At 70.0% G+C, this 16927-nt stretch carries 20 protein-coding genes and 5 tRNA genes; 7 read left to right on the top strand and 18 right to left on the bottom strand.

What is annotated here, in order from left to right:
• Positions 1 to 17: 17 nt before the first annotated feature.
• A complete protein-coding gene (locus JHN63_RS16775; protein WP_200681886.1) occupies positions 18 to 1757 on the bottom strand; it encodes a DAK2 domain-containing protein in 1740 nt (579 codons plus the stop codon).
• Positions 1758 to 2014: 257 nt separating this feature from the next.
• On the opposite strand from JHN63_RS16775, the gene rpmB reads away from it, so the two are divergent.
• Positions 2015 to 2200 (top strand): 50S ribosomal protein L28, encoded by a 186-nt coding sequence (gene rpmB, locus JHN63_RS16780; protein WP_003973430.1) that lies wholly within the window; start codon positions 2015 to 2017, stop codon positions 2198 to 2200.
• Positions 2201 to 2344: 144 nt separating this feature from the next.
• Here the strand turns inward: rpmB and thiD are convergent, their stop codons facing one another.
• Positions 2345 to 3139 carry a bifunctional hydroxymethylpyrimidine kinase/phosphomethylpyrimidine kinase gene (gene thiD / locus JHN63_RS16785; RefSeq protein ID WP_200681871.1) on the bottom strand — a complete coding sequence of 265 codons (795 nt, stop codon included), beginning with the start codon at positions 3137 to 3139 and terminating at the stop codon, positions 2345 to 2347.
• The gene (locus JHN63_RS16790) at positions 3136 to 4101 is read right to left on the bottom strand and encodes a thiamine-phosphate kinase (RefSeq protein WP_200681872.1); all 966 of its coding nucleotides are present in this window, start codon (positions 4099 to 4101) and stop codon (positions 3136 to 3138) included. The genes thiD and JHN63_RS16790 overlap by 4 nt, the downstream gene beginning before the upstream one ends.
• A gap of 203 nt (positions 4102 to 4304) precedes the next feature.
• Between JHN63_RS16790 and JHN63_RS16795 the strand changes: the two genes are divergently transcribed.
• Both JHN63_RS16795 and JHN63_RS16800 read left to right on the top strand, forming a co-directional pair.
• Positions 4305 to 4538 carry an Lrp/AsnC family transcriptional regulator gene (locus JHN63_RS16795; protein WP_003997603.1) on the top strand — a complete coding sequence of 78 codons (234 nt, stop codon included), beginning with the start codon at positions 4305 to 4307 and terminating at the stop codon, positions 4536 to 4538.
• 20 nt (positions 4539 to 4558) lie between these two features.
• Positions 4559 to 5050, top strand: coding sequence for a DUF3515 domain-containing protein (locus tag JHN63_RS16800; protein WP_200681873.1), 492 nt, complete (start codon positions 4559 to 4561; stop codon positions 5048 to 5050).
• A gap of 19 nt (positions 5051 to 5069) precedes the next feature.
• Here the strand turns inward: JHN63_RS16800 and JHN63_RS16805 are convergent, their stop codons facing one another.
• Genes JHN63_RS16805 through JHN63_RS16815 form a run of 3 tightly spaced genes read right to left on the bottom strand, consistent with a single transcriptional unit; the run spans position 5070 to position 8103 of the window.
• A complete protein-coding gene (locus tag JHN63_RS16805; protein ID WP_200681874.1) occupies positions 5070 to 6227 on the bottom strand; it encodes a D-alanine--D-alanine ligase family protein in 1158 nt (385 codons plus the stop codon).
• 59 nt (positions 6228 to 6286) lie between these two features.
• On the bottom strand, positions 6287 to 7297 hold the full coding sequence (locus tag JHN63_RS16810) for an NAD(P)H-dependent glycerol-3-phosphate dehydrogenase (protein WP_200681875.1): 1011 nt from the start codon (positions 7295 to 7297) through the stop codon (positions 6287 to 6289).
• Positions 7294 to 8103, bottom strand: a complete 810-nt coding sequence (locus JHN63_RS16815) for a 1-acyl-sn-glycerol-3-phosphate acyltransferase (RefSeq protein WP_200681876.1) — start codon at positions 8101 to 8103, stop codon at positions 7294 to 7296. The genes JHN63_RS16810 and JHN63_RS16815 overlap by 4 nt, the downstream gene beginning before the upstream one ends.
• 144 nt (positions 8104 to 8247) lie before the next feature.
• Here JHN63_RS16815 and cofC point away from each other — a divergent pair, with 144 nt between their 5' ends.
• Positions 8248 to 8886: a 2-phospho-L-lactate guanylyltransferase gene (gene cofC / locus JHN63_RS16820; protein WP_200681877.1), complete on the top strand. Its 639-nt coding sequence runs from the start codon at positions 8248 to 8250 to the stop codon at positions 8884 to 8886.
• A 29-nt stretch (positions 8887 to 8915) separates the two neighbouring features.
• Entirely contained in the window at positions 8916 to 9119 is a 204-nt protein-coding gene (locus JHN63_RS16825; RefSeq protein WP_033282688.1) for a hypothetical protein, read from the top strand.
• A gap of 124 nt (positions 9120 to 9243) precedes the next feature.
• Here the strand turns inward: JHN63_RS16825 and JHN63_RS16830 are convergent, their stop codons facing one another.
• The 4 genes from JHN63_RS16830 to leuC form a co-directional block, all read right to left on the bottom strand.
• Positions 9244 to 9879 carry an HU family DNA-binding protein gene (locus JHN63_RS16830; protein WP_200681878.1) on the bottom strand — a complete coding sequence of 212 codons (636 nt, stop codon included), beginning with the start codon at positions 9877 to 9879 and terminating at the stop codon, positions 9244 to 9246.
• A 138-nt stretch (positions 9880 to 10017) separates the two neighbouring features.
• Positions 10018 to 10248 carry a hypothetical protein gene (locus JHN63_RS16835; protein WP_019068724.1) on the bottom strand — a complete coding sequence of 77 codons (231 nt, stop codon included), beginning with the start codon at positions 10246 to 10248 and terminating at the stop codon, positions 10018 to 10020.
• Between the two features lie 276 nt (positions 10249 to 10524).
• The gene (gene leuD, locus JHN63_RS16840; RefSeq protein ID WP_200681879.1) at positions 10525 to 11118 is read right to left on the bottom strand and encodes a 3-isopropylmalate dehydratase small subunit; all 594 of its coding nucleotides are present in this window, start codon (positions 11116 to 11118) and stop codon (positions 10525 to 10527) included.
• A 5-nt stretch (positions 11119 to 11123) separates the two neighbouring features.
• Positions 11124 to 12548, bottom strand: a complete 1425-nt coding sequence (gene leuC / locus JHN63_RS16845) for a 3-isopropylmalate dehydratase large subunit (RefSeq protein ID WP_200681880.1) — start codon at positions 12546 to 12548, stop codon at positions 11124 to 11126.
• Positions 12549 to 12738: 190 nt separating this feature from the next.
• Between leuC and ndgR the strand changes: the two genes are divergently transcribed.
• Entirely contained in the window at positions 12739 to 13455 is a 717-nt protein-coding gene (gene ndgR / locus JHN63_RS16850) for an IclR family transcriptional regulator NdgR (protein WP_019068721.1), read from the top strand.
• 441 nt (positions 13456 to 13896) lie between these two features.
• On the opposite strand, the gene JHN63_RS16855 is transcribed toward ndgR, so the two are convergent.
• Positions 13897 to 14409 carry a DUF4188 domain-containing protein gene (locus JHN63_RS16855; protein WP_200681881.1) on the bottom strand — a complete coding sequence of 171 codons (513 nt, stop codon included), beginning with the start codon at positions 14407 to 14409 and terminating at the stop codon, positions 13897 to 13899.
• A 79-nt stretch (positions 14410 to 14488) separates the two neighbouring features.
• Between JHN63_RS16855 and JHN63_RS16860 the strand changes: the two genes are divergently transcribed.
• Complete coding sequence (locus JHN63_RS16860) at positions 14489 to 15133, top strand: MerR family transcriptional regulator (RefSeq protein WP_200681882.1); 645 nt, start codon at positions 14489 to 14491, stop codon at positions 15131 to 15133.
• Positions 15134 to 15194: 61 nt separating this feature from the next.
• On the opposite strand, the gene JHN63_RS16865 is transcribed toward JHN63_RS16860, so the two are convergent.
• The 7 genes from JHN63_RS16865 to JHN63_RS16895 form a co-directional block, all read right to left on the bottom strand.
• Positions 15195 to 15267: transfer RNA gene (locus tag JHN63_RS16865), tRNA-Glu, on the bottom strand.
• Positions 15268 to 15311: 44 nt separating this feature from the next.
• Positions 15312 to 15383 (bottom strand) — tRNA-Gln (locus tag JHN63_RS16870).
• Positions 15384 to 15403: 20 nt separating this feature from the next.
• A tRNA-Glu gene (locus JHN63_RS16875) sits at positions 15404 to 15476 on the bottom strand.
• Between the two features lie 62 nt (positions 15477 to 15538).
• A tRNA-Glu gene (locus JHN63_RS16880) sits at positions 15539 to 15611 on the bottom strand.
• Between the two features lie 26 nt (positions 15612 to 15637).
• Positions 15638 to 15709: transfer RNA gene (locus JHN63_RS16885), tRNA-Gln, on the bottom strand.
• 92 nt (positions 15710 to 15801) lie between these two features.
• Positions 15802 to 16533, bottom strand: coding sequence for an HAD family hydrolase (locus tag JHN63_RS16890; protein WP_200681883.1), 732 nt, complete (start codon positions 16531 to 16533; stop codon positions 15802 to 15804).
• 49 nt (positions 16534 to 16582) lie between these two features.
• A partial coding sequence (locus tag JHN63_RS16895; RefSeq protein WP_200681884.1) for a DUF4241 domain-containing protein occupies positions 16583 to 16927 on the bottom strand: 345 nt, incomplete at its 5' end.

Below are 16927 nucleotides of genomic sequence, written 5' to 3' on the forward strand. Positions count from 1 at the left end.
CGGTCAGCGGACGGGCCCTACTCGACGCCGATGAGCAGCAGGGCGCCCTGCCGACCGCCCCGGTAGACCACCGTGTCGACCGCGAGGTACGACTCCCGGACGTGCACCTCCAGGATGTCGGCGACGCTCGCGGGGGCCTCGTCGCCGAGGACGAGCGTGACGAGCTCGCCGCCGGCCGCGAGCATGCGGTCGAGGACGGCCCGGGCGGTGGCGGTGACATCGGCGCCGATCACGGCCACGTCGCCGTCGACGAGCCCCAGGACGTCCCCGGCCTGGCAGATGCCGGCCATGGTCCAGGACTGGCGTTCGGCGACGGCGACCTCGGCGTAGCGGGTCGCGCCCGCCGCCGAGGTCATGGAGACGACGTCCTCGTCGAAGCGGCGCTCCGGTTCGTGCACGGCGAGCGCGGCGATCCCCTGGACCGCGGAACGCGTCGGGATCAGCGCGACCCGGATGCCCTCGGCACGGGCCTGCTCGGCGGCGGCAGCGGCCGTGTGGCGCAGGTCGGCGTCGTTGGGCAGCAGCACGACCTCACGCGCGTGTGCCCGCCGCAGGGCCGCGACCAGTTCCCCGCTGGCGGGCGGCTCCCCGGGGCGCGCGAGGACGGTGGTCGCGCCGGCCTCGCCGTAGAGCCCGGCCAGGCCCTCGCCGGGGACGACGGCGACGACGGCCCGCTGGGCGCGCTCCCTGGGCGGCCGTTCGGCACCAGTGGTGTGGACGTCGCCGAGCCCGAAGTGGGTGATCCGGATCCGGTGCGGCCGGCCGGCCTCGACACCCGCCTCCACGGCGGCGCCCGCGTCGTCCACGTGCACGTGGACGTTCCACAGGCCGTCGCCGCCGACCACGACGAGCGAGTCGCCCAGGGCGTCGAGCCGCTCCCGCAGCCGGGTCACGGCCGAGTCGTCGGCCTCCAGGAGGTAGATCACCTCGAAGGCGGGGCCGCCTTCGCACGGGGTGCCTTCGGGGGCGCCCGGAGCATCGAGAGCGTCGGAAGCGTGGGAGTCCTGCGAGGCATGGGGGTCATGGGGGTCATGGGAGACGAAATCGTCCTCCACGCGTGCGTGCGTCTCCACCCCCGTGAAGACCGGCCCGTCCCCCGTGAACGTCTCCACCAGCGCGGCCAGCACCGCGACCAGCCCGCGCCCGCCCGCGTCGACGACTCCCGCGCGCTCCAGGACGGCCAGTTGCCCCGGGGTCGCGGCCAGCGCGGCGCACGCTCCCTCGTAGGCGGCCCGTGCGACGGTCCCGCAGTCGTCCCCGCCGTCCTCCCCGCTGTCGTCGGCCGCGTCCGCCGCCGCCGAGGCGACCGAGAGGACCGTGCCCTCGATCGGGTGGGCCACCGCGTGCCGGGCGGAGTCGGCCGCGCGCCGTAGGGCCAGCCGTAGTCCCTCGCCATCCGTGTGAGCCGTCTCACCGTCGGCGGCGAGCACCTGGGCCATGCCCCGCAGCAACTGAGCGAGGATCGTCCCGGAGTTCCCGCGCGCCCCTATGAGCGCCCCGTGGGCCATCGCGCGGGCGGCGTCGGCCAGCGGCGGTTTCTGCTGGGTCAGGGTGCCGTGTCCGTCGAACACCGCCTCGACCGCGGCGACCGCGGACTCCATGGTCAGGTACAGGTTGGTGCCGGTGTCCCCGTCGGCCACCGGGTACACGTTGATCGCGTCGATCTCCTCGCGCGCACGCCCCAGCGCCCGCAGCGCGAGACCGCACCAGGTGCGCACCGCGAGAGCATCGAAGAATGTCTGCGGCACCTGCGGCACCTGCGCCTCCTTGAGCTGCTGGACTGGCACGCAGCGTAGACCTTGGGACGGCCCGGGCCCGAGGAGGGCCGGAGCGGGCCCCCGACCAGGCATGGTAGTTTCGTTGTACTGGCGCAGTCGTTGTATGCTGCTCCGGTTGCCCGATCCCGATCGGGCCATCCCCCCTGGCAGCGCCACTCAGATCTTACGATCTCGATTCCGGCATGCCGGGATCATCCGTAAGTGCATCTGTGCATCTGAAGTCTTTGGAGTGACCCGTGGCTGCCAACTGCGACGTCTGCGGCAAGGGGCCGGGCTTCGGCAACAACATCTCGCACTCGCACCGCCGTACGTCCCGTCGCTGGAACCCGAACATCCAGCGCGTCCGTACCGTGGTCAGTGGGACGCCGAAGCGCGTGAACGCTTGCACCTCGTGCATCAAGGCCGGCAAGGTCTCGCGCTGACGCACTGCTGAGCGCGCGGCCACTGCTGGTTCGCTGCATCGAGCCGGTCCACCTCGTGTGGGCCGGCTTTTTGCCGTGCCCTGTCAACAAACCGGCGCTTCAGAAACCCACGCTTCAGAAACCCGCGCAACAAAAACCTGCGCTTCAGGAATCCGCACTCCGTAGCGCCCACCCATGATCCACCGGCCCGATCCCGCCCCCCAGCGCGAACCCCGCCGCGATCGCCCCCGTGACATACGCCTTCGCCGCAGTCACCGCCTCCGGCACCGAGTCGCCCTTGGCCAGCTGCGAGGCGATCGCCGAGGCGAGCGTGCAGCCCGTGCCGTGGGTGTGCCGGTTGTCGTACCGGGGTGCGCGCAGCCAGTGTTCCTCGGCGCCGTCGGTCAGCAGATCCACCGCGTCCCCCGGCAGATGACCGCCCTTGATCAACACCCACCGCGGCCCGTACGCCAGCACGGCCGCCGCGGCCTCCCTGAGCCGCTCCTCCGAGTCGACCCGGACACCGGTCAACTGCGCCACCTCGTCGAGGTTCGGCGTCGCGACGGTCGCCACGGGCAGCAGTTTCGTGCGTACGGCGTCCAGCGCGGAGTCCGCCAGCAGCGAGTCCCCGTGCTTCGAGATGCCGACCGGGTCGACGACCGCCGGAGCGTCCGTCCCCGCGAGCAACTCCGCGACCGTCTCGACGAGTTCCGCCGACGCGAGCATCCCGGTCTTCACGGCCTGTACGCCGATGTCGTCGACCACACTGCGGTACTGGGCGCGCACCGCCTGTGACGGAAGTTCCCAAGCCCCTTGTACTCCGAGGGAGTTCTGCGCGGTGACCGCGGTGACGACGCTCATGCCGTGCACCCCGAGCGCGAGCATCGTCTTCAAGTCGGCCTGGATTCCCGCCCCTCCACCGGAGTCGGAGCCGGCCACCGTCAGCACCAGGGGCTTCACGACTCGATGTCCCCGAAGTGGTCCCAGCCGCCCTTGCTGGTCCACGGCGCCCCGTCGACCGTCACCTGGGGCAGCGCGGAGGGGTTGAGGACCTCGCCGATGACCTTCCAGCGGGCGGGCAGCTTCACGTCCGGGGCGAAGGTCGCCACGATCGCGTGGTCCTCTCCCCCGGTGAGCACCCACTGGATGGGGTCGACACCGACGGCCTGCCCGATGTCGTGCATCTGCGTCGGCACGTCGATCGCGCCGGACCGGATGTCGATGCGCACCTTGCTGGCCTCCGCGATGTGCCCGAGGTCGGCGATCAGCCCGTCGCTCACGTCGCACATCGAGGTCGCCCCGAGCCCGGCCGCCGCCGGACCCGCGTGGTACGGCGGCTCGGGGCGCCGATGCGCCTCCACGAACGCGCGCGGCGAGCGGAAGCCCCGCGACAGCACCGCGAACCCGGCCGCCGACCAGCCCAGCCAGCCGGTCACCGCGACCACGTCACCGGGCTGCGCGCCGGCCCGGGTGACCGGCTCCCGGCCGCGCAGATCGCCGAGCGCGGTGATCGACACCATGATCGTGTCGCCTCGTACGACATCGCCGCCGACCACCGAGGCGCCCGCGACCTGGCACTCGTCGCGCAGCCCGTCCATCAGCTCCATGGGCCAGGTGACCGGGAGTTCGGCCGGCACGACCAGGCCGAGGAGCAGCGCGGTCGGTACGGCGCCCATCGCGGCGATGTCCGCGAGGTTCTGCGCGGCGGCCTTGCGCCCGACGTCGTAGGCGGTGGACCAGTCGCGGCGGAAGTGGCGGCCCTCCAGCAGTATGTCGGTGCTCGCCACGACCCTGCGGTCGGGCGCGGCGACGACCGCGGCGTCGTCGCCGGGGCCGACCCGGACCGCGGGGGTGGTGGTGAGCCGGGAAGTGAGCTCCCTGATGAGCCCGAACTCCCCCAACTCACCGACGGTGCCCTTCATCGTTCGTCCTCTTCTCGTGACGGCAGCGCCCGGTCGCGAGCCGTCGGTGTGCTCGGTACGGTCGAGGTGACCGTCGACTTCAGTCGTGCCCGTGCCCCGGCACGGGGGCAAGCGCCTCCGCGGGTCTCCCCGCGGCGAGCGGCGACGCGATACCGTGGCGTTCCTTTTCCCCACATGATCCTCGTGGCCGCCCTGGAGGTTCCGTGGTACAGGCGTACATCCTGATCCAGACGGAGGTCGGCAAGGCGTCGACCGTCGCCGAAACGATCAGCAAGATCCCTGGAGTGATCCAGGCCGAGGACGTGACAGGACCGTACGACGTGATCGTGCGCGCCCAGGCCGACACGGTCGACGACCTCGGCCGCATGGTGGTCGCCAAAGTCCAGCAAGTGGACGGCATCACCCGCACCCTGACCTGCCCGGTGGTGCATCTGTAGCCCCCGTCTACCCTTGGCCGGTGAACTCTCTCCGTCACCGGCACCGTTCTGTCATCGGGCTGTCCGTGCTCGCCGCGTTGATCGCCGTCGCGGGCTGCTCCTCAGCAGACGACAGCGTGTCGGCGGCGGTTCCCTCGCCGGGCGCGAAGGTCACCGGGCTGTGCCGGAACCTGGACAAGATGCTGCCGTCGAAGGTCGACGACCGGGGCCGCCGGGATCCCGAGCCCGCGTCCGCGCTGACCGCGGGCTGGGGGAACCCGGCGATCATACTGCGCTGCGGTGTCGTCAGACCCGCCAAGATGAACGACCCGGAGGCCGACGGCGTCGAGGTGAACGGGGTCGGCTGGCTGCTGCAGAAGCAGGAGGACGGCTCGTTCCGTTTCACCACGACGCTGCGCAAGGCCTACGTGGAGGTGACCATCCCGAAGGAGCGCACCGGGGACGGCATGGCGCCCCTGGTCGATCTCGCGAAGGCCGTGAAGAAGGCGATCCCCGAAGGGATCGCCGACTAGCGGTACCGGAGCGACCGGCTCAGCGCAGCCCGGTCGAGCGGCGCAGGGCCGCCTGCACCAGGAGGTCCACCAGCTCCCCGTAGGAAACGCCGCTGGCCTGCCACATCTGCGGGTACATCGAGATCGGCGTGAAGCCGGGCATGGTGTTGATCTCGTTGATGACGAACTCGCCGTCTTCGGTAAGGAAGAAGTCCGCCCGCACCAGCCCCTCGCAGGAGGCCGCGTCGAAGGCGTCCACCGCGAGCCGCTGGACCTCGGCGGTCTCCTCCGGCGTCAGCGGGGCGGGCACGATACCGGGGGTCGAGTCGATGTACTTCGCCTCGAAGTCGTAGTACGCGTGCTCCTGGGGCGGCGGGATCTCGGCGGGCACGCTCGCGCGCGGCCCGTCCTCGAACTCCAGCACCCCGCACTCGATCTCGCGGCCACGCAGCGCGGCCTCCACGAGGATCTTCGGGTCGTGCCGGTGCGCCTCCTCGATCGCCTCGTCGAGTCCGGCCAGGTCGTCGACCTTGGTGATGCCGATCGACGAGCCCGCGCGCGCGGGCTTCACGAACAGCGGCCAGCCGTGCTCACCCGCGAAGTCGACGATCTTCTTGCGCGCGGCGGACTCGTCCCGCTCCCACTCGCGCGGCCGGATCACCACGTAGGGGCCGACCTTGAGGCCGAACGAGGTGAACACCCGCTTCATGTACTCCTTGTCCTGGCCGACGGCCGAGGCGAGCACACCCGCGCCCACGTACGGCACACCGGACAGCTCCAGAAGTCCCTGGAGGGTGCCGTCCTCGCCGTAGGGGCCGTGCAGGACGGGGAAGACGACGTCGACCTCGCCGAGGGCCTTGGGCACGGATCCCGGTTCGCTCAGGACGACTTCGCGGTTCCCGGGGTCGAGCGGGAGCACCACACCGCCCTCGCTCGACTCGGTGAGCTGCTCGACGTCGGGCGTACGGCGGTCGGTGATCGCCATGCGTTCCGGTGCGTCGGCGGTGAGGGCCCAGCGGCCTTCGCGGGTGATGCCGATCGGCAGGACGTCGTACTTGGTCCGGTCGATGGCCCCGAGGACGGCGCCGGCGGTGACCACGGAGATCCCGTGCTCGGAGCTGCGGCCGCCGAACACGACGGCCACACGCGGCTTGCGAGGCGGCTGCTCAGGGTTCTGGGAGAGGTTCTCGGTGCTCATATCGCGATGAGAGTACCCGGTGGTACCGCTTTGAGTCAGCGTCCGTTGACCCGCGTTGCTCACCGTCGCTCGGGCTTCGCGCTGCGCGACATCAGCTCCTTGAGGGCGACCACCGGCGGCTTCCCCTCGTGCACGATCTCGAAGACCGTCTCCGTGATCGGCATGTCGACGTCGTGTCTGCGGGCCAAGTCCAGCACGGACTCACAGGACTTGACGCCCTCCGCGGTCTGCTTGGTGACCGCGATCGTCTCCTGGAGGGTCATCCCCTTGCCGAGGTTCGTACCGAAGGTGTGGTTGCGCGAGAGCGGCGAGGAGCAGGTCGCCACCAGGTCGCCCAGGCCCGCGAGCCCGGAGAAGGTGAGCGGATCCGCGCCCATCGCGATGCCGAGCCGGGTCGTCTCGACGAGCCCGCGGGTGATCAGCGAACCCTTGGCGTTGTCCCCGAGCCCCATGCCGTCCGCGATGCCGACGGCGAGCCCGATCACGTTCTTCACCGCGCCGCCGAGCTCGCAGCCCACGACATCGGTGATGGTGTACGGCCTGAAGTATGGGGTGTGGCAGGCGGCTTGGAGCCGGCGGGCCACGGCCTCGTCGGTGCAGGCGACCACCGCGGCGGCCGGCATCCGGGAGGCGATCTCCCGCGCGAGGTTGGGCCCGGAGACCACGGCGATTCGGTCCCGGCCGACCTTGGCGACGTCCTCGATGACCTCGCTCATCCGCATGACGGAGCCGAGCTCGACGCCCTTCATGAGCGAGACGAGGACCGTGTCGGGCGCCAACAGGGGTGCCCATTCGGCCAAGTTGGCGCGCAGCGTCTGCGAAGGGACCGACAGGACGGTGAAGTCGGCGCCGTCGGCGGCCTCGGCGGGGTCGGTGGTGGCCCGCAGGTTCTCCGGGAGTTCGACGCCGGGGAAGTAATCGGGGTTCGTACGCGTGGAGTTGATGGCCTCCACGACCTCCGCGCGACGCCCCCACAGCGTGACCTCGCAGCCCGCGTCGGCGAGCACCATGCCGAACGCCGTGCCCCACGAACCGGCGCTGAATACGGCCGCCTTGACCGGCTTGCTCACGTGCCCTGCCCCTCTTCCTGCTCGACCCTCGGCTCGCTCGCCGACTCGGTCCGAGACTCCAACTCGTGGGTTTCCGCGGCCGTTCGGCGCCGCTGCTCGATCCGCTCGCGGCGCGGGTCGTAGGGCGTCACGGGCGCCTTCGTGCCGCGGATCTGCTCCAACAGGCGGGTGATGTCGGCCATGATGACCTCGGTCGCCTCCTTGAGGAGGTCCGGGCTCATCTCCTTGCCGTAGAACCGCGTGAGGTCGACCGGCGGGCCCGCGAGCACATGGCTGGTCTTGCGCGGAAGGACGCGCAGCTTCTTGGCGTACGGCGGGAGCAGTTCGTTGGCGCCCCACTGGGCCACGGGAATCACCGGGCACTGGGTCTGAAGGGCCACCCGCGCGGCGCCGGTCTTTGCGGTCATAGGCCATTGGTCGGGGTCCCGGGTGATCGTTCCCTCGGGATAGAACGCGACGCACTCGCCTCGCTCCACGGCGTCGATCGCGGCGCGGAAGGCACTCAACGCGTCCGTGGTCTCGCGGTAGACGGGGATCTGTCCGGTGCCGCGCATCGCGGCACCCACGAATCCCTTCCCGAAAAGACTGCTCTTCGCCAGGAATCGCGGAACACGTCCGGTGTTGTACTGAAAGTGTCCGTATGCGAAGGGGTCCACTTGTGAATTGTGGTTCACCGCGGTGATAAACCCGCCCTCGGCCGGAATGTGTTCCATTCCACCCCAGTCCCGCTTGATCAGAAGCACCAGCGGCGGTTTGCAGAGGACCGCTGCGAAGCGGTACCAGAACCCGATTCTGCGGCGGGGCACGCGAACACCTTCCTCTAGGACCTGGGGGGCCGCACAAGTGTCGCCCCAGGCCGCCGGTCTGTCGAGAACACCGTACGCCCCGCCACCGACACCGCCAGGGGTGCCGGGTGACAATGGCCGCGACAAGAGAGGGACGGAACGCCCGTGCAGTGGACCTTGGTCATACCCCTGAAGCCTCTGGCGCGAGCCAAGAGCAGGCTCTCGGACACCGCGGGCGACGGGCTGCGCCCGGGCCTGGCCCTCGCCTTCGCCCAGGACACCGTGGCGGCCGCGCTGGCCTGCCCGGCGGTCCGCGATGTGGTGGTCGTCACGGACGACGCCCTGGCCGGCCGCGAACTCGCCGCGCTGGGCGCCCGTATCGTCGCGGACGAGCCGGGAGGCGGCCTGAACGCCGCGCTGCGGCACGCGGCGGCGGTCGTGCGGGTTTCCCGCCCCGAAAGCGCGGTCGCGGCCCTGAACGCCGATCTGCCGGCGCTGCGGCCGGCGGAATTGGCCCGGGTCCTGGACGCGGCCGCCGAATTCCCCCGCGCTTTTCTCCCGGACGCGGCCACAATCGGTACCACGTTGCTCACCGCCCGAGAGGGCCGCGAATTGCGCCCGGCTTTCGGCACGGATTCCCGCGCCCGCCATCACGCCTCCGGGGCGGTCGAACTCACCCTGGACGCGGTGGATTCCGTACGGCAGGACGTGGACACCGGCGAGGACCTGCGGGCGGCGCTGACCCTCGGGGTCGGACCGCGCACGGCGGAAGCGGCGGCGGGGCTGCTGATTCCCGGGCAGTAGCCGGCGGTCGGCGGCAGTAGGCTGCGGCCATGCAGGCGACCGCTTACACCTACGACGCCGGGACCCGTACCGGCAGTGTGCTGCTCGACGACGGCACCCCGGTGTCCTTCGACGCCGCCGCGTTCGACGCGGGCGGACTGCGGCTGCTGCGGCCGGGACAGCGGGTGCGGATCGAGACCGAGGGGCCCAGGGACGGGCTCAGGGTCACGCTGGTGACACTGCAGACCTTCTGAGCGCCTGCGTCCCGTACGGGACGTACGAGACCGTCTGAACGCCCTTACAGGGGCCGTGAATACGCCGCGGGCCGGACTCCCAGAGGGAGTCCGGCCCGGCGCGTGAGTGCCCTGCGCCCCGTGACTAGCGGGTGGCGGTGGCCTTCTTGGCGGTGGTCTTGCGCGCCGTCGACTTCTTGGCGGGGGCCTTGGTGGCCGTCGCCTTCTTGGCCGGGGCCTTCTTGGCGGTGCCGGTGGCCTTCTTGGCCGCCGTCTTCTTGGCCGTCGCCGTGGTCTTCTTGGCGGTCGCCTTCTTGGCCGTGGCCTTCTTGGCGACGGTCTTCTTGGCGACCGTCTTCTTCGCCACGGTCTTCTTGGCCGTCGCGGTGGCCTTCTTGGCGGTGGTCTTCTTGGCCGCGGCCTTCTTGACCGTCGCCGAAGCGGTGCCGCTCAGGCTGCCCTTGGGCGCCTTCTTGACGGCGACCTCGCCACCGCGCGGGAGCTTCTTCGAGCCGCTCACCAGGTCCTTGAAACCCTGGCCCGCACGGAAGCGCGGCACGGAGGTCTTCTTGACCCGAACCCGCTCGCCCGTCTGGGGGTTGCGGGCGTAACGGGCCGGACGGTCGACCTTCTCGAACGAACCGAAACCGGTGACCGAAACCCGGTCCCCATTGACGACGGCACGGACGACGGCGTCCAGAACCGCGTCGACCGCCTCGGCGGCCTGCTGACGGCCACCGACCTTGTCCGCAATCGCTTCTACGAGCTGCGCCTTGTTCACGTCTTCCCCTTCGGAGACATTGCCGGAACGAAACTGCTCCGGCTTTTTCGCACGTTAGGCAGATATATACCGCAAATCAAACACGAAACGGGCTTATCACCCGTGCGCCGCAACGAACTCGGCTGTCCTGGACTTGTTTCAGCGTTCCTCTTCCGGGAATCGACCCGCGTCGAGGTCCGCCGTGAACCGGTCCAGCCGCCTTGTCGCGTCGGCGAGATCGTGCTTGGCCGCGGCCGTAATGACCAGCAGCTTCCGGGCCAGCGCCATCCGTACGCCCTCCGGGACTTGCAGTGCGCGCACTCTTGTGTGCGCTTCCTTGAGTTGGTCCGCGACTGCCGCATAGAGCTTGAGTTGGCCGTCGTGTTCCATGCACAGATTGTGCCATCTGGGGCGAGTTGTCGCCTGCGGGGGTAGCAACTGGTCCCTCAAACAGCGTGGCCGAGCCCGGCGGCAGCCTTGGCTCAAAGCTGCGCCTACCCAGTCAACACCCTGTCTAACACAGGGAGTTGAGCAAAGCGTTGCAGGCGCGCAGGGCCGTTCGGGTGCAGACATGGCTGTACCCCCAATCGTGGCGATCGGGGGTACAGACGGGGTGTCGCGTGGCCGAATCTCGACCGGGGGAAGGCCTCGTGGGAGGGCTTTGGGTCAGACCTGGACCGTCCGCGGCTTGTACGAGGGGCGCTTGGCCTCGTACGCGGAGATGTCGCCCTCGTTCTGGAGGGTGATGGAGATGTCGTCCAGGCCGTTCAGCAGCCGCCAGCGGGCGTTCTCGTCGAGTTCGAAGGCGGCGGTGATGCCTTCGGCGCGCACCTCGCGGGCCTCCAGGTCGACGGTGATCTCGGCGTGCGGGTCCTTCTCGGAGAGGTCCTGGAGCGCGTCCACGATCTTCTGCTCCAGAACGACCGTGAGCAGGCCGTTCTTCAGCGAGTTGCCGCGGAAGATGTCGGCGAACCGGGAGGAGATGACGGCCTTGAAGCCGTAGTTCTGCAGCGCCCACACGGCATGCTCGCGGGAGGAGCCGGTGCCGAAGTCGGGGCCGGCCACCAGAACCGTCGCGCCCTTGCGCTCAGGGCGGTTGAGGACGAAGTTCTCGTCCTTGCGCCAGGCCTCGAACAGCCCGTCCTCGAACCCGTCCCGGGTCACCTTCTTGAGCCAGTGGGCGGGGATGATCTGGTCGGTGTCCACGTTGCTGCGGCGCAGCGGGACGGCCCGGCCGGTGTGCGTGGTGAATGCTTCCATGACTCTCAGACTCCAGCGGGCACAGGGGCGTCGGACAGATCGGCGGGCGAGGCCAGGTGGCCCAGCACGGCGGTCGCGGCGGCGACCTGCGGCGAGACCAGGTGCGTACGGCCGCCCTTGCCCTGCCTGCCCTCGAAGTTGCGGTTGGAGGTGGACGCGGAGCGCTCACCGGGCGCCAGTTGGTCGGGGTTCATGCCCAGACACATCGAGCAGCCCGCGTGCCGCCATTCGGCGCCGGCCTCCTTGAAGACGACGTCCAGGCCCTCGGAGACTGCCTGGAGGCCGACCCGCGCGGAGCCGGGAACGACCAGCATCCGTACGCCGTCGGCGACTTTGCGGCCCTCGACGATCGCGGCGGCCGCCCGCAGGTCCTCGATCCGGCCGTTGGTGCACGAACCTACGAAGACGGTGTCGACCTTGATGTCGCGCAGCGGCTGGCCGGCCTCCAACCCCATGTATTCCAGGGCCTTTTCGGCGGCGAAGCGCTCCGAAGCGTCTTCGTACGAAGCCGGGTCGGGGACGGTCGCCGAAAGCGGCGCGCCCTGACCGGGGTTGGTGCCCCAGGTGACGAACGGCGCCAGCGAGGGACCGTCGATGACGACCTCGGCGTCGAATTCCGCGTCCGCGTCGGTCTTCAGGGTCTTCCAGTACGCGACGGCGGCGTCCCAGTCCTCGCCCTCGGGGGCGTGGGCGCGGCCCTTGATGTACTCGAAGGTGGTCTCGTCGGGGGCGATCATGCCCGCGCGGGCGCCGGCCTCGATCGACATGTTGCAGATGGTCATGCGGGCCTCCATCGAGAGCTTCTCGATGGCGGAGCCGCGGTATTCGAGGATGTAGCCCTGGCCGCCGCCGGTGCCGATCTTCGCGATGATGGCGAGGATCAGGTCCTTGGCGGTGACGCCGTCGGGCAGTTCGCCGTCGACGGTGATGGCCATGGTCTTCGGGCGGGCCAGCGGCAGCGTCTGGGTGGCCAGCACGTGCTCCACCTGGGAGGTGCCGATGCCGAACGCCAGCGCGCCGAAGGCGCCGTGGGTGGAGGTGTGGGAGTCACCGCACACGACCGTCGTACCGGGCTGGGTCAGACCCAGCTGCGGTCCTACGACGTGGACGACACCCTGCTCGACGTCGCCCAGGGAGTGCAGGCGGACGCCGAAGTCGGCGCAGTTCTTGCGCAGCGTCTCCAGCTGGGCCCGGGAGACCGGGTCCGCGATGGGCTTGTCGATGTCGAGGGTCGGGGTGTTGTGATCCTCGGTGGCGATGGTGAGGTCGAGGCGCCGCACGGGACGCCCGGCCTGGCGGAGACCGTCGAAGGCCTGCGGGCTGGTCACCTCGTGCAGCAGGTGCAGATCGATGAAGAGGAGGTCGGGCTCGCCCTCGGCGCGCCGGACGACGTGGTCGTCCCAGACCTTCTCCGCGAGTGTCCTACCCATCGCTTTCCCTCCGGCCGGCGAAACAGCGCCGGCCCAACTAGAGATCCTGAGGAGACGGCGCTCGCACCCCTGGTTCACGGGCAGCCGCCGCCTGGCCCGTTCGATACGCGGGCCGCTGTGCCTACAAGAGTTGCGCGTCTCACGAAAAAAGGAACTTGCGTTTCACAGAGTGAGACGCGAGTATCGTTTCATGGACAACAGTAGCGGCGTCGGCGTCCTGGACAAGGCAGCCCTTGTCCTGGGCGCTCTGGAGTCCGGTCCGGCCACCCTCGCGGGTCTGGTCGCGGCGACCGGGCTGGCACGACCCACGGCACACCGGCTGGCCGTGGCTTTGGAACACCACCGCATGGTGGCGCGCGACATGCAGGGCCGTTTCATTCTGGGCCCCCGTCTCGCCGAGCTGGCCGCGGCCGCCGGCGAGGACCGCCTGCTCGCCACGGCGGGCCCGGTGCTCACGCATCTGCGGGACATCACGGGCGAGAGCGCGCAGCTCTACCGCCGCCAGGGCGACATGCGCATCTGCGTGGCCGCCGCGGAACGCCTGTCCGGACTCCGGGACACGGTCCCGGTCGGCTCGACCCTCACGATGAAAGCCGGTTCCTCGGCCCAGATCCTGATGGCCTGGGAGGAGCCGGAGCGCCTGCACCGCGGCCTCCAGGGCGCCCGCTTCACGGCCACGGCCCTCTCGGGCGTACGGCGCCGGGGCTGGGCCCAGTCCATCGGCGAGCGGGAGCCGGGCGTCGCGTCCGTCTCCGCGCCCGTGCGCGGCCCCTCGAACCGCGTGGTGGCCGCGGTGTCCGTCTCCGGCCCCATCGAGCGCCTGACGCGCCACCCGGGCCGTATGCACGCCCAGGCGGTCATCGACGCCGCCGCCCGCCTCTCCGAGGCCCTGCGCCGCACCGGCTGATCCCCCGGAACACCATAGAAGGGCCTGCCTCAACGCCGCGGCAGGCCCTTCGTCACGTCCGGGGCCGAGCGCTCCGCCGACTGTGTCGATATGCGGCTCCGCCGCGATGCGCCGTCGTTCCGCTGCCGCACCGTCGTGGCTGGTCGCGCCCGCACGGCGGAGCCGCACATCGACACAGCCCCGCGCCCCTTCGGGAAGCCGCCGAAGCACTGCCGCCTCGCCTCGGCCCGCCTGGTCGGACGCCCCACTCCCCGATCGGTACGCGAACCGGTCCTTGGCCCGCCGGCCCCGCTTCTCCACCGGCCCCTGTCCGCACTCCGTGGGCTGCGTGGATACGCGGCTCCGCCGGAGGTGCCGGAATGCGCCGTCCTACCGCTGCCGCACCGTCGTGGCCGGTCACTCCCACCCTGCGGAGCCACCTGCCGGCTCCGCCCGAGCCGTTCAGTCGGACGTCACCTTCTCCGACCGGTACGCGAACCGGTCCTTCGCCCGCCGCCCCCGCTTCTCCACCGGCACCTGGCCATGCGCCGCGGCGAGTCCGAAGGCCGGCATGTCGGCGTAGATCGCCTCGTACGAGCCCTCGGGCACGACATAGCTCTCGTGCCACAGCCCGACGTGACCGCGCACCTTCCCGGCCTTCTCCTTGCGGTTGATGATCGCCCACGCCTTGTGGTGGAACATGTCGGGCGAACTCGCGTACGCGTAGAGCTTCTCCTTGGACTCCCAGTACTGGACGACGTAGTACGTCCGCGGGGACGCCGTCAGCAGTACATGCCCGAGCAGTCCGCGACCGGGGTCCTTCCCCAACTCCCGCAGCATGCGCGGCATCGCGAGGAACACCGGCACCCAGTGGTGCACGGCCCAGAAGCGGTTGATGCGCATGCCGATCAGCAGCACCACCACCTCCCCCTCGGCGGCAGCGGTGGTACGGCCGTTGACAGCCTTCGCGAACATGACTCCCCCTAGTTGGGTACCAGCACTATCCGATGACCCGTGTTTGGATAGTGCCGCTACCCGAGGAAGGACGCAAGACATGCGGCTGGCCGAGTTGAGCGAGCGCAGCGGTGTGCCCATCGCGACCATCAAGTACTACCTGCGCGAAGGCCTGTTGAGCCCCGGCCGCCAGGTCAACGCGACCACCGCCGAGTACGACGAGGAACACCTGCGCCGGCTGCGGCTGGTGCGCGCGATGATCCAGGTCGGCCGACTGCCGGTGGCGACGGTCCGCGAGGTGCTCGGCCATGTCGACGACGACTCCCTCGGCCGCACGATCCGGCTGGGCGCGGCACTTTGGGCCTTGCCGCAGGTTCCGGAGCCGGACGCTGAGGACGAGCACGTACAGGCCGCGCACCGCGAGGTCGACAAGCTCCTGGAGACGCTGGGCTGGTCCAACTCCCAGGCACTGGTGACCATTTCGCCGTCCTACCGCTCACTGGTGGTGGCGGTGGCCGCACTTCGCCGGCTCGGGTACGACTGGCCTCCCGAACTCATCGTGAACTACGCCCAGTTGATGCGTCAGGCAGCGGTGCTCGACCTGGACTTCGTGGAGACGCACCCCTCGGAGGCCGAGAAGGTGGAGACAGCGGTCGCGGGCGCGATCTTCGTCGAGCCGGTGCTCCAGGCACTGCACCGGCTGGCCCAGGAGGAGGAGTCGGCACTGCGGTACGGCTTCGAGTGAGCGGGAAGTGTGCGGGACATGCGAAAGGCCCCCCACCGAAGTGGAGGGCCTTTCGTCCATGTACCCCCGACCGGATTCGAACCGGCGCTACTGCCGTGAGAGGGCAGCGTGCTAGGCCGCTACACAACGGGGGCGCAGATCATGCAGCCGTTCAAAACTACACAGCCGCAGATCCAAGCTGGTCTACCAGGACTCGAACCTAGAATGACGGTACCAGAAACCGTAGTGTTGCCAATTACACCATAGACCAAGGTATTGCAAGGTAAAACGTACCCCCGACCGGATTCGAACCGGCGCTACTGCCGTGAGAGGGCAGCGTGCTAGGCCGCTACACAACGGGGGCCCTAGCGATCCTGCATGGAGGGTGGCGGGTGCGACCCGGACCACCTTCCTGGGAAGGATCTGTACCCCCGACCGGATTCGAACCGGCGCTACTGCCGTGAGAGGGCAGCGTGCTAGGCCGCTACACAACGGGGGCGTTGCAGAATTCATAGCATCTGCGAGCTGGCCTACCAGGACTCGAACCTAGAATGACGGTACCAGAAACCGTAGTGTTGCCAATTACACCATAGGCCACCAAAACGCAATCCCTTGCGGGGATCTTGTTCCAGTTGACGCCTCCGGTTGCTGACCTCTCGGCCCGTTCCCCGGCGGCGACAGGAACAACATTACCTGAAGGTGGACGGGGCTCCAAAACGGGTATCGGGGCCGAGCAGCGCGGGGAGTTCGGCCAGCGAGGCGATCCGGTGCCGTCCCACCAGGGCCTCCTCCGGGGTGTGCCCGCCGTGGCGGTCGATCCACACGGAGAGCAGACCGGCGTCGGACGCACCCCGCCAGTCGATCTCGGGGTGATCTCCGACACAGGCGACCTCGTGGGGCGGCAGTCCCAGCGCCTCGCAGGCCGCGAGGAAGGCGCCGGCCTCGGGCTTGGAGACGCCCAGTTCGGCCGCGCACAGGATGACCTCGAAGCGGTCGTACACACCGAGGGTGCGCAGTTTGCGGTCCTGGACGGTGAGGCTGGAGTTGGACAGGACGGCGTGCCGGTGGGTGGCCGCGAGGGCGTCCAGGACGGGCAGGACGTCCGGGAAGAGGGCCCAGGCCCGCTCGTAATGAGCCTTGTAGCGCCGGAACCAGTCGTCGGCCTCGCCGTCGGTCAACTCCCGGTCCAGGAACAGCCGGACGCGGTCCAGGCGCTGCCCCTCGAACGAGACCTCCCCGGCCGAGAACCGCGCCCAGTGGAACTCGGTGGCCACGCGCCAGCGTTCCAGAGCGTCCGCCACGCTCGCGTGCCCGTCGAGCAGCCCCTCGGCCGCCAGGTGCTCGCGCATGGCGGCGCGGTCCGCGCCGGTGTAGTCGAACAAGGTGTCGTCGACGTCCCAGACAACGGCCCGAATGGTCATGATCCGACGGTAACCCGCGGCCCGGGGGCGCGTCTGCCCCCGATCCGCGTCACACAGGGGCGACGAAGAAGTCCGTCACGAAGCAGCTGACCTCGCCGGCCGCCGTACGGCCGATCCAGGTGGGGTAGGCGCCGTCTCCCCAGCCGGAGCCGAAGGCGGCCAGGGTGTGGCCGGTGGAGGGGGACGTGACCAGGTAGGGCCCCGGGGCGTGGCCGTTCTTCTCGAAGGCGTCCCACAGCGGGCCCTCGTCGCCCTCGCACTCCGGGAACGAGCCGTCGACCGAGGCGTCGTAGAACGCGCCCGTGCCGGCGTCGACTCCGTAGCCGTAGAACTCGTCCTCGGTGAGTTCGGCGAGGTCCTGGCCGGGCTGGAGGGCGAGTTCCCAGGTGGTGGC

Source organism: Streptomyces sp. MBT65 (assembly GCF_016612545.1).
Taxonomy (GTDB): domain Bacteria; phylum Actinomycetota; class Actinomycetes; order Streptomycetales; family Streptomycetaceae; genus Streptomyces.

What these genes read in the sequence shown, in the direction of transcription:
- JHN63_RS16790 (WP_200681872.1), bottom strand. Translation starts at nt 4,101, where the DNA reads ATGAAGGGCACCGTCGGTGAGTTGGGGGAGTTCGGGCTCATCAGGGAG.
- JHN63_RS16825 (WP_033282688.1), top strand. Translation starts at nt 8,916, where the DNA reads ATGCAGGCGACCGCTTACACCTACGACGCCGGGACCCGTACCGGCAGT.
- leuD (WP_200681879.1), bottom strand. Translation starts at nt 11,118, where the DNA reads ATGGAAGCATTCACCACGCACACCGGCCGGGCCGTCCCGCTGCGCCGC.
- leuC (WP_200681880.1), bottom strand. Translation starts at nt 12,548, where the DNA reads ATGGGTAGGACACTCGCGGAGAAGGTCTGGGACGACCACGTCGTCCGG.
- JHN63_RS16805 (WP_200681874.1), bottom strand. Translation starts at nt 6,227, where the DNA reads ATGAGCACCGAGAACCTCTCCCAGAACCCTGAGCAGCCGCCTCGCAAG.
- JHN63_RS16835 (WP_019068724.1), bottom strand. Translation starts at nt 10,248, where the DNA reads ATGGAACACGACGGCCAACTCAAGCTCTATGCGGCAGTCGCGGACCAA.
- JHN63_RS16890 (WP_200681883.1), bottom strand. Translation starts at nt 16,533, where the DNA reads ATGACCATTCGGGCCGTTGTCTGGGACGTCGACGACACCTTGTTCGAC.
- ndgR (WP_019068721.1), top strand. Translation starts at nt 12,739, where the DNA reads ATGGACAACAGTAGCGGCGTCGGCGTCCTGGACAAGGCAGCCCTTGTC.
- JHN63_RS16860 (WP_200681882.1), top strand. Translation starts at nt 14,489, where the DNA reads ATGCGGCTGGCCGAGTTGAGCGAGCGCAGCGGTGTGCCCATCGCGACC.
- JHN63_RS16855 (WP_200681881.1), bottom strand. Translation starts at nt 14,409, where the DNA reads ATGTTCGCGAAGGCTGTCAACGGCCGTACCACCGCTGCCGCCGAGGGG.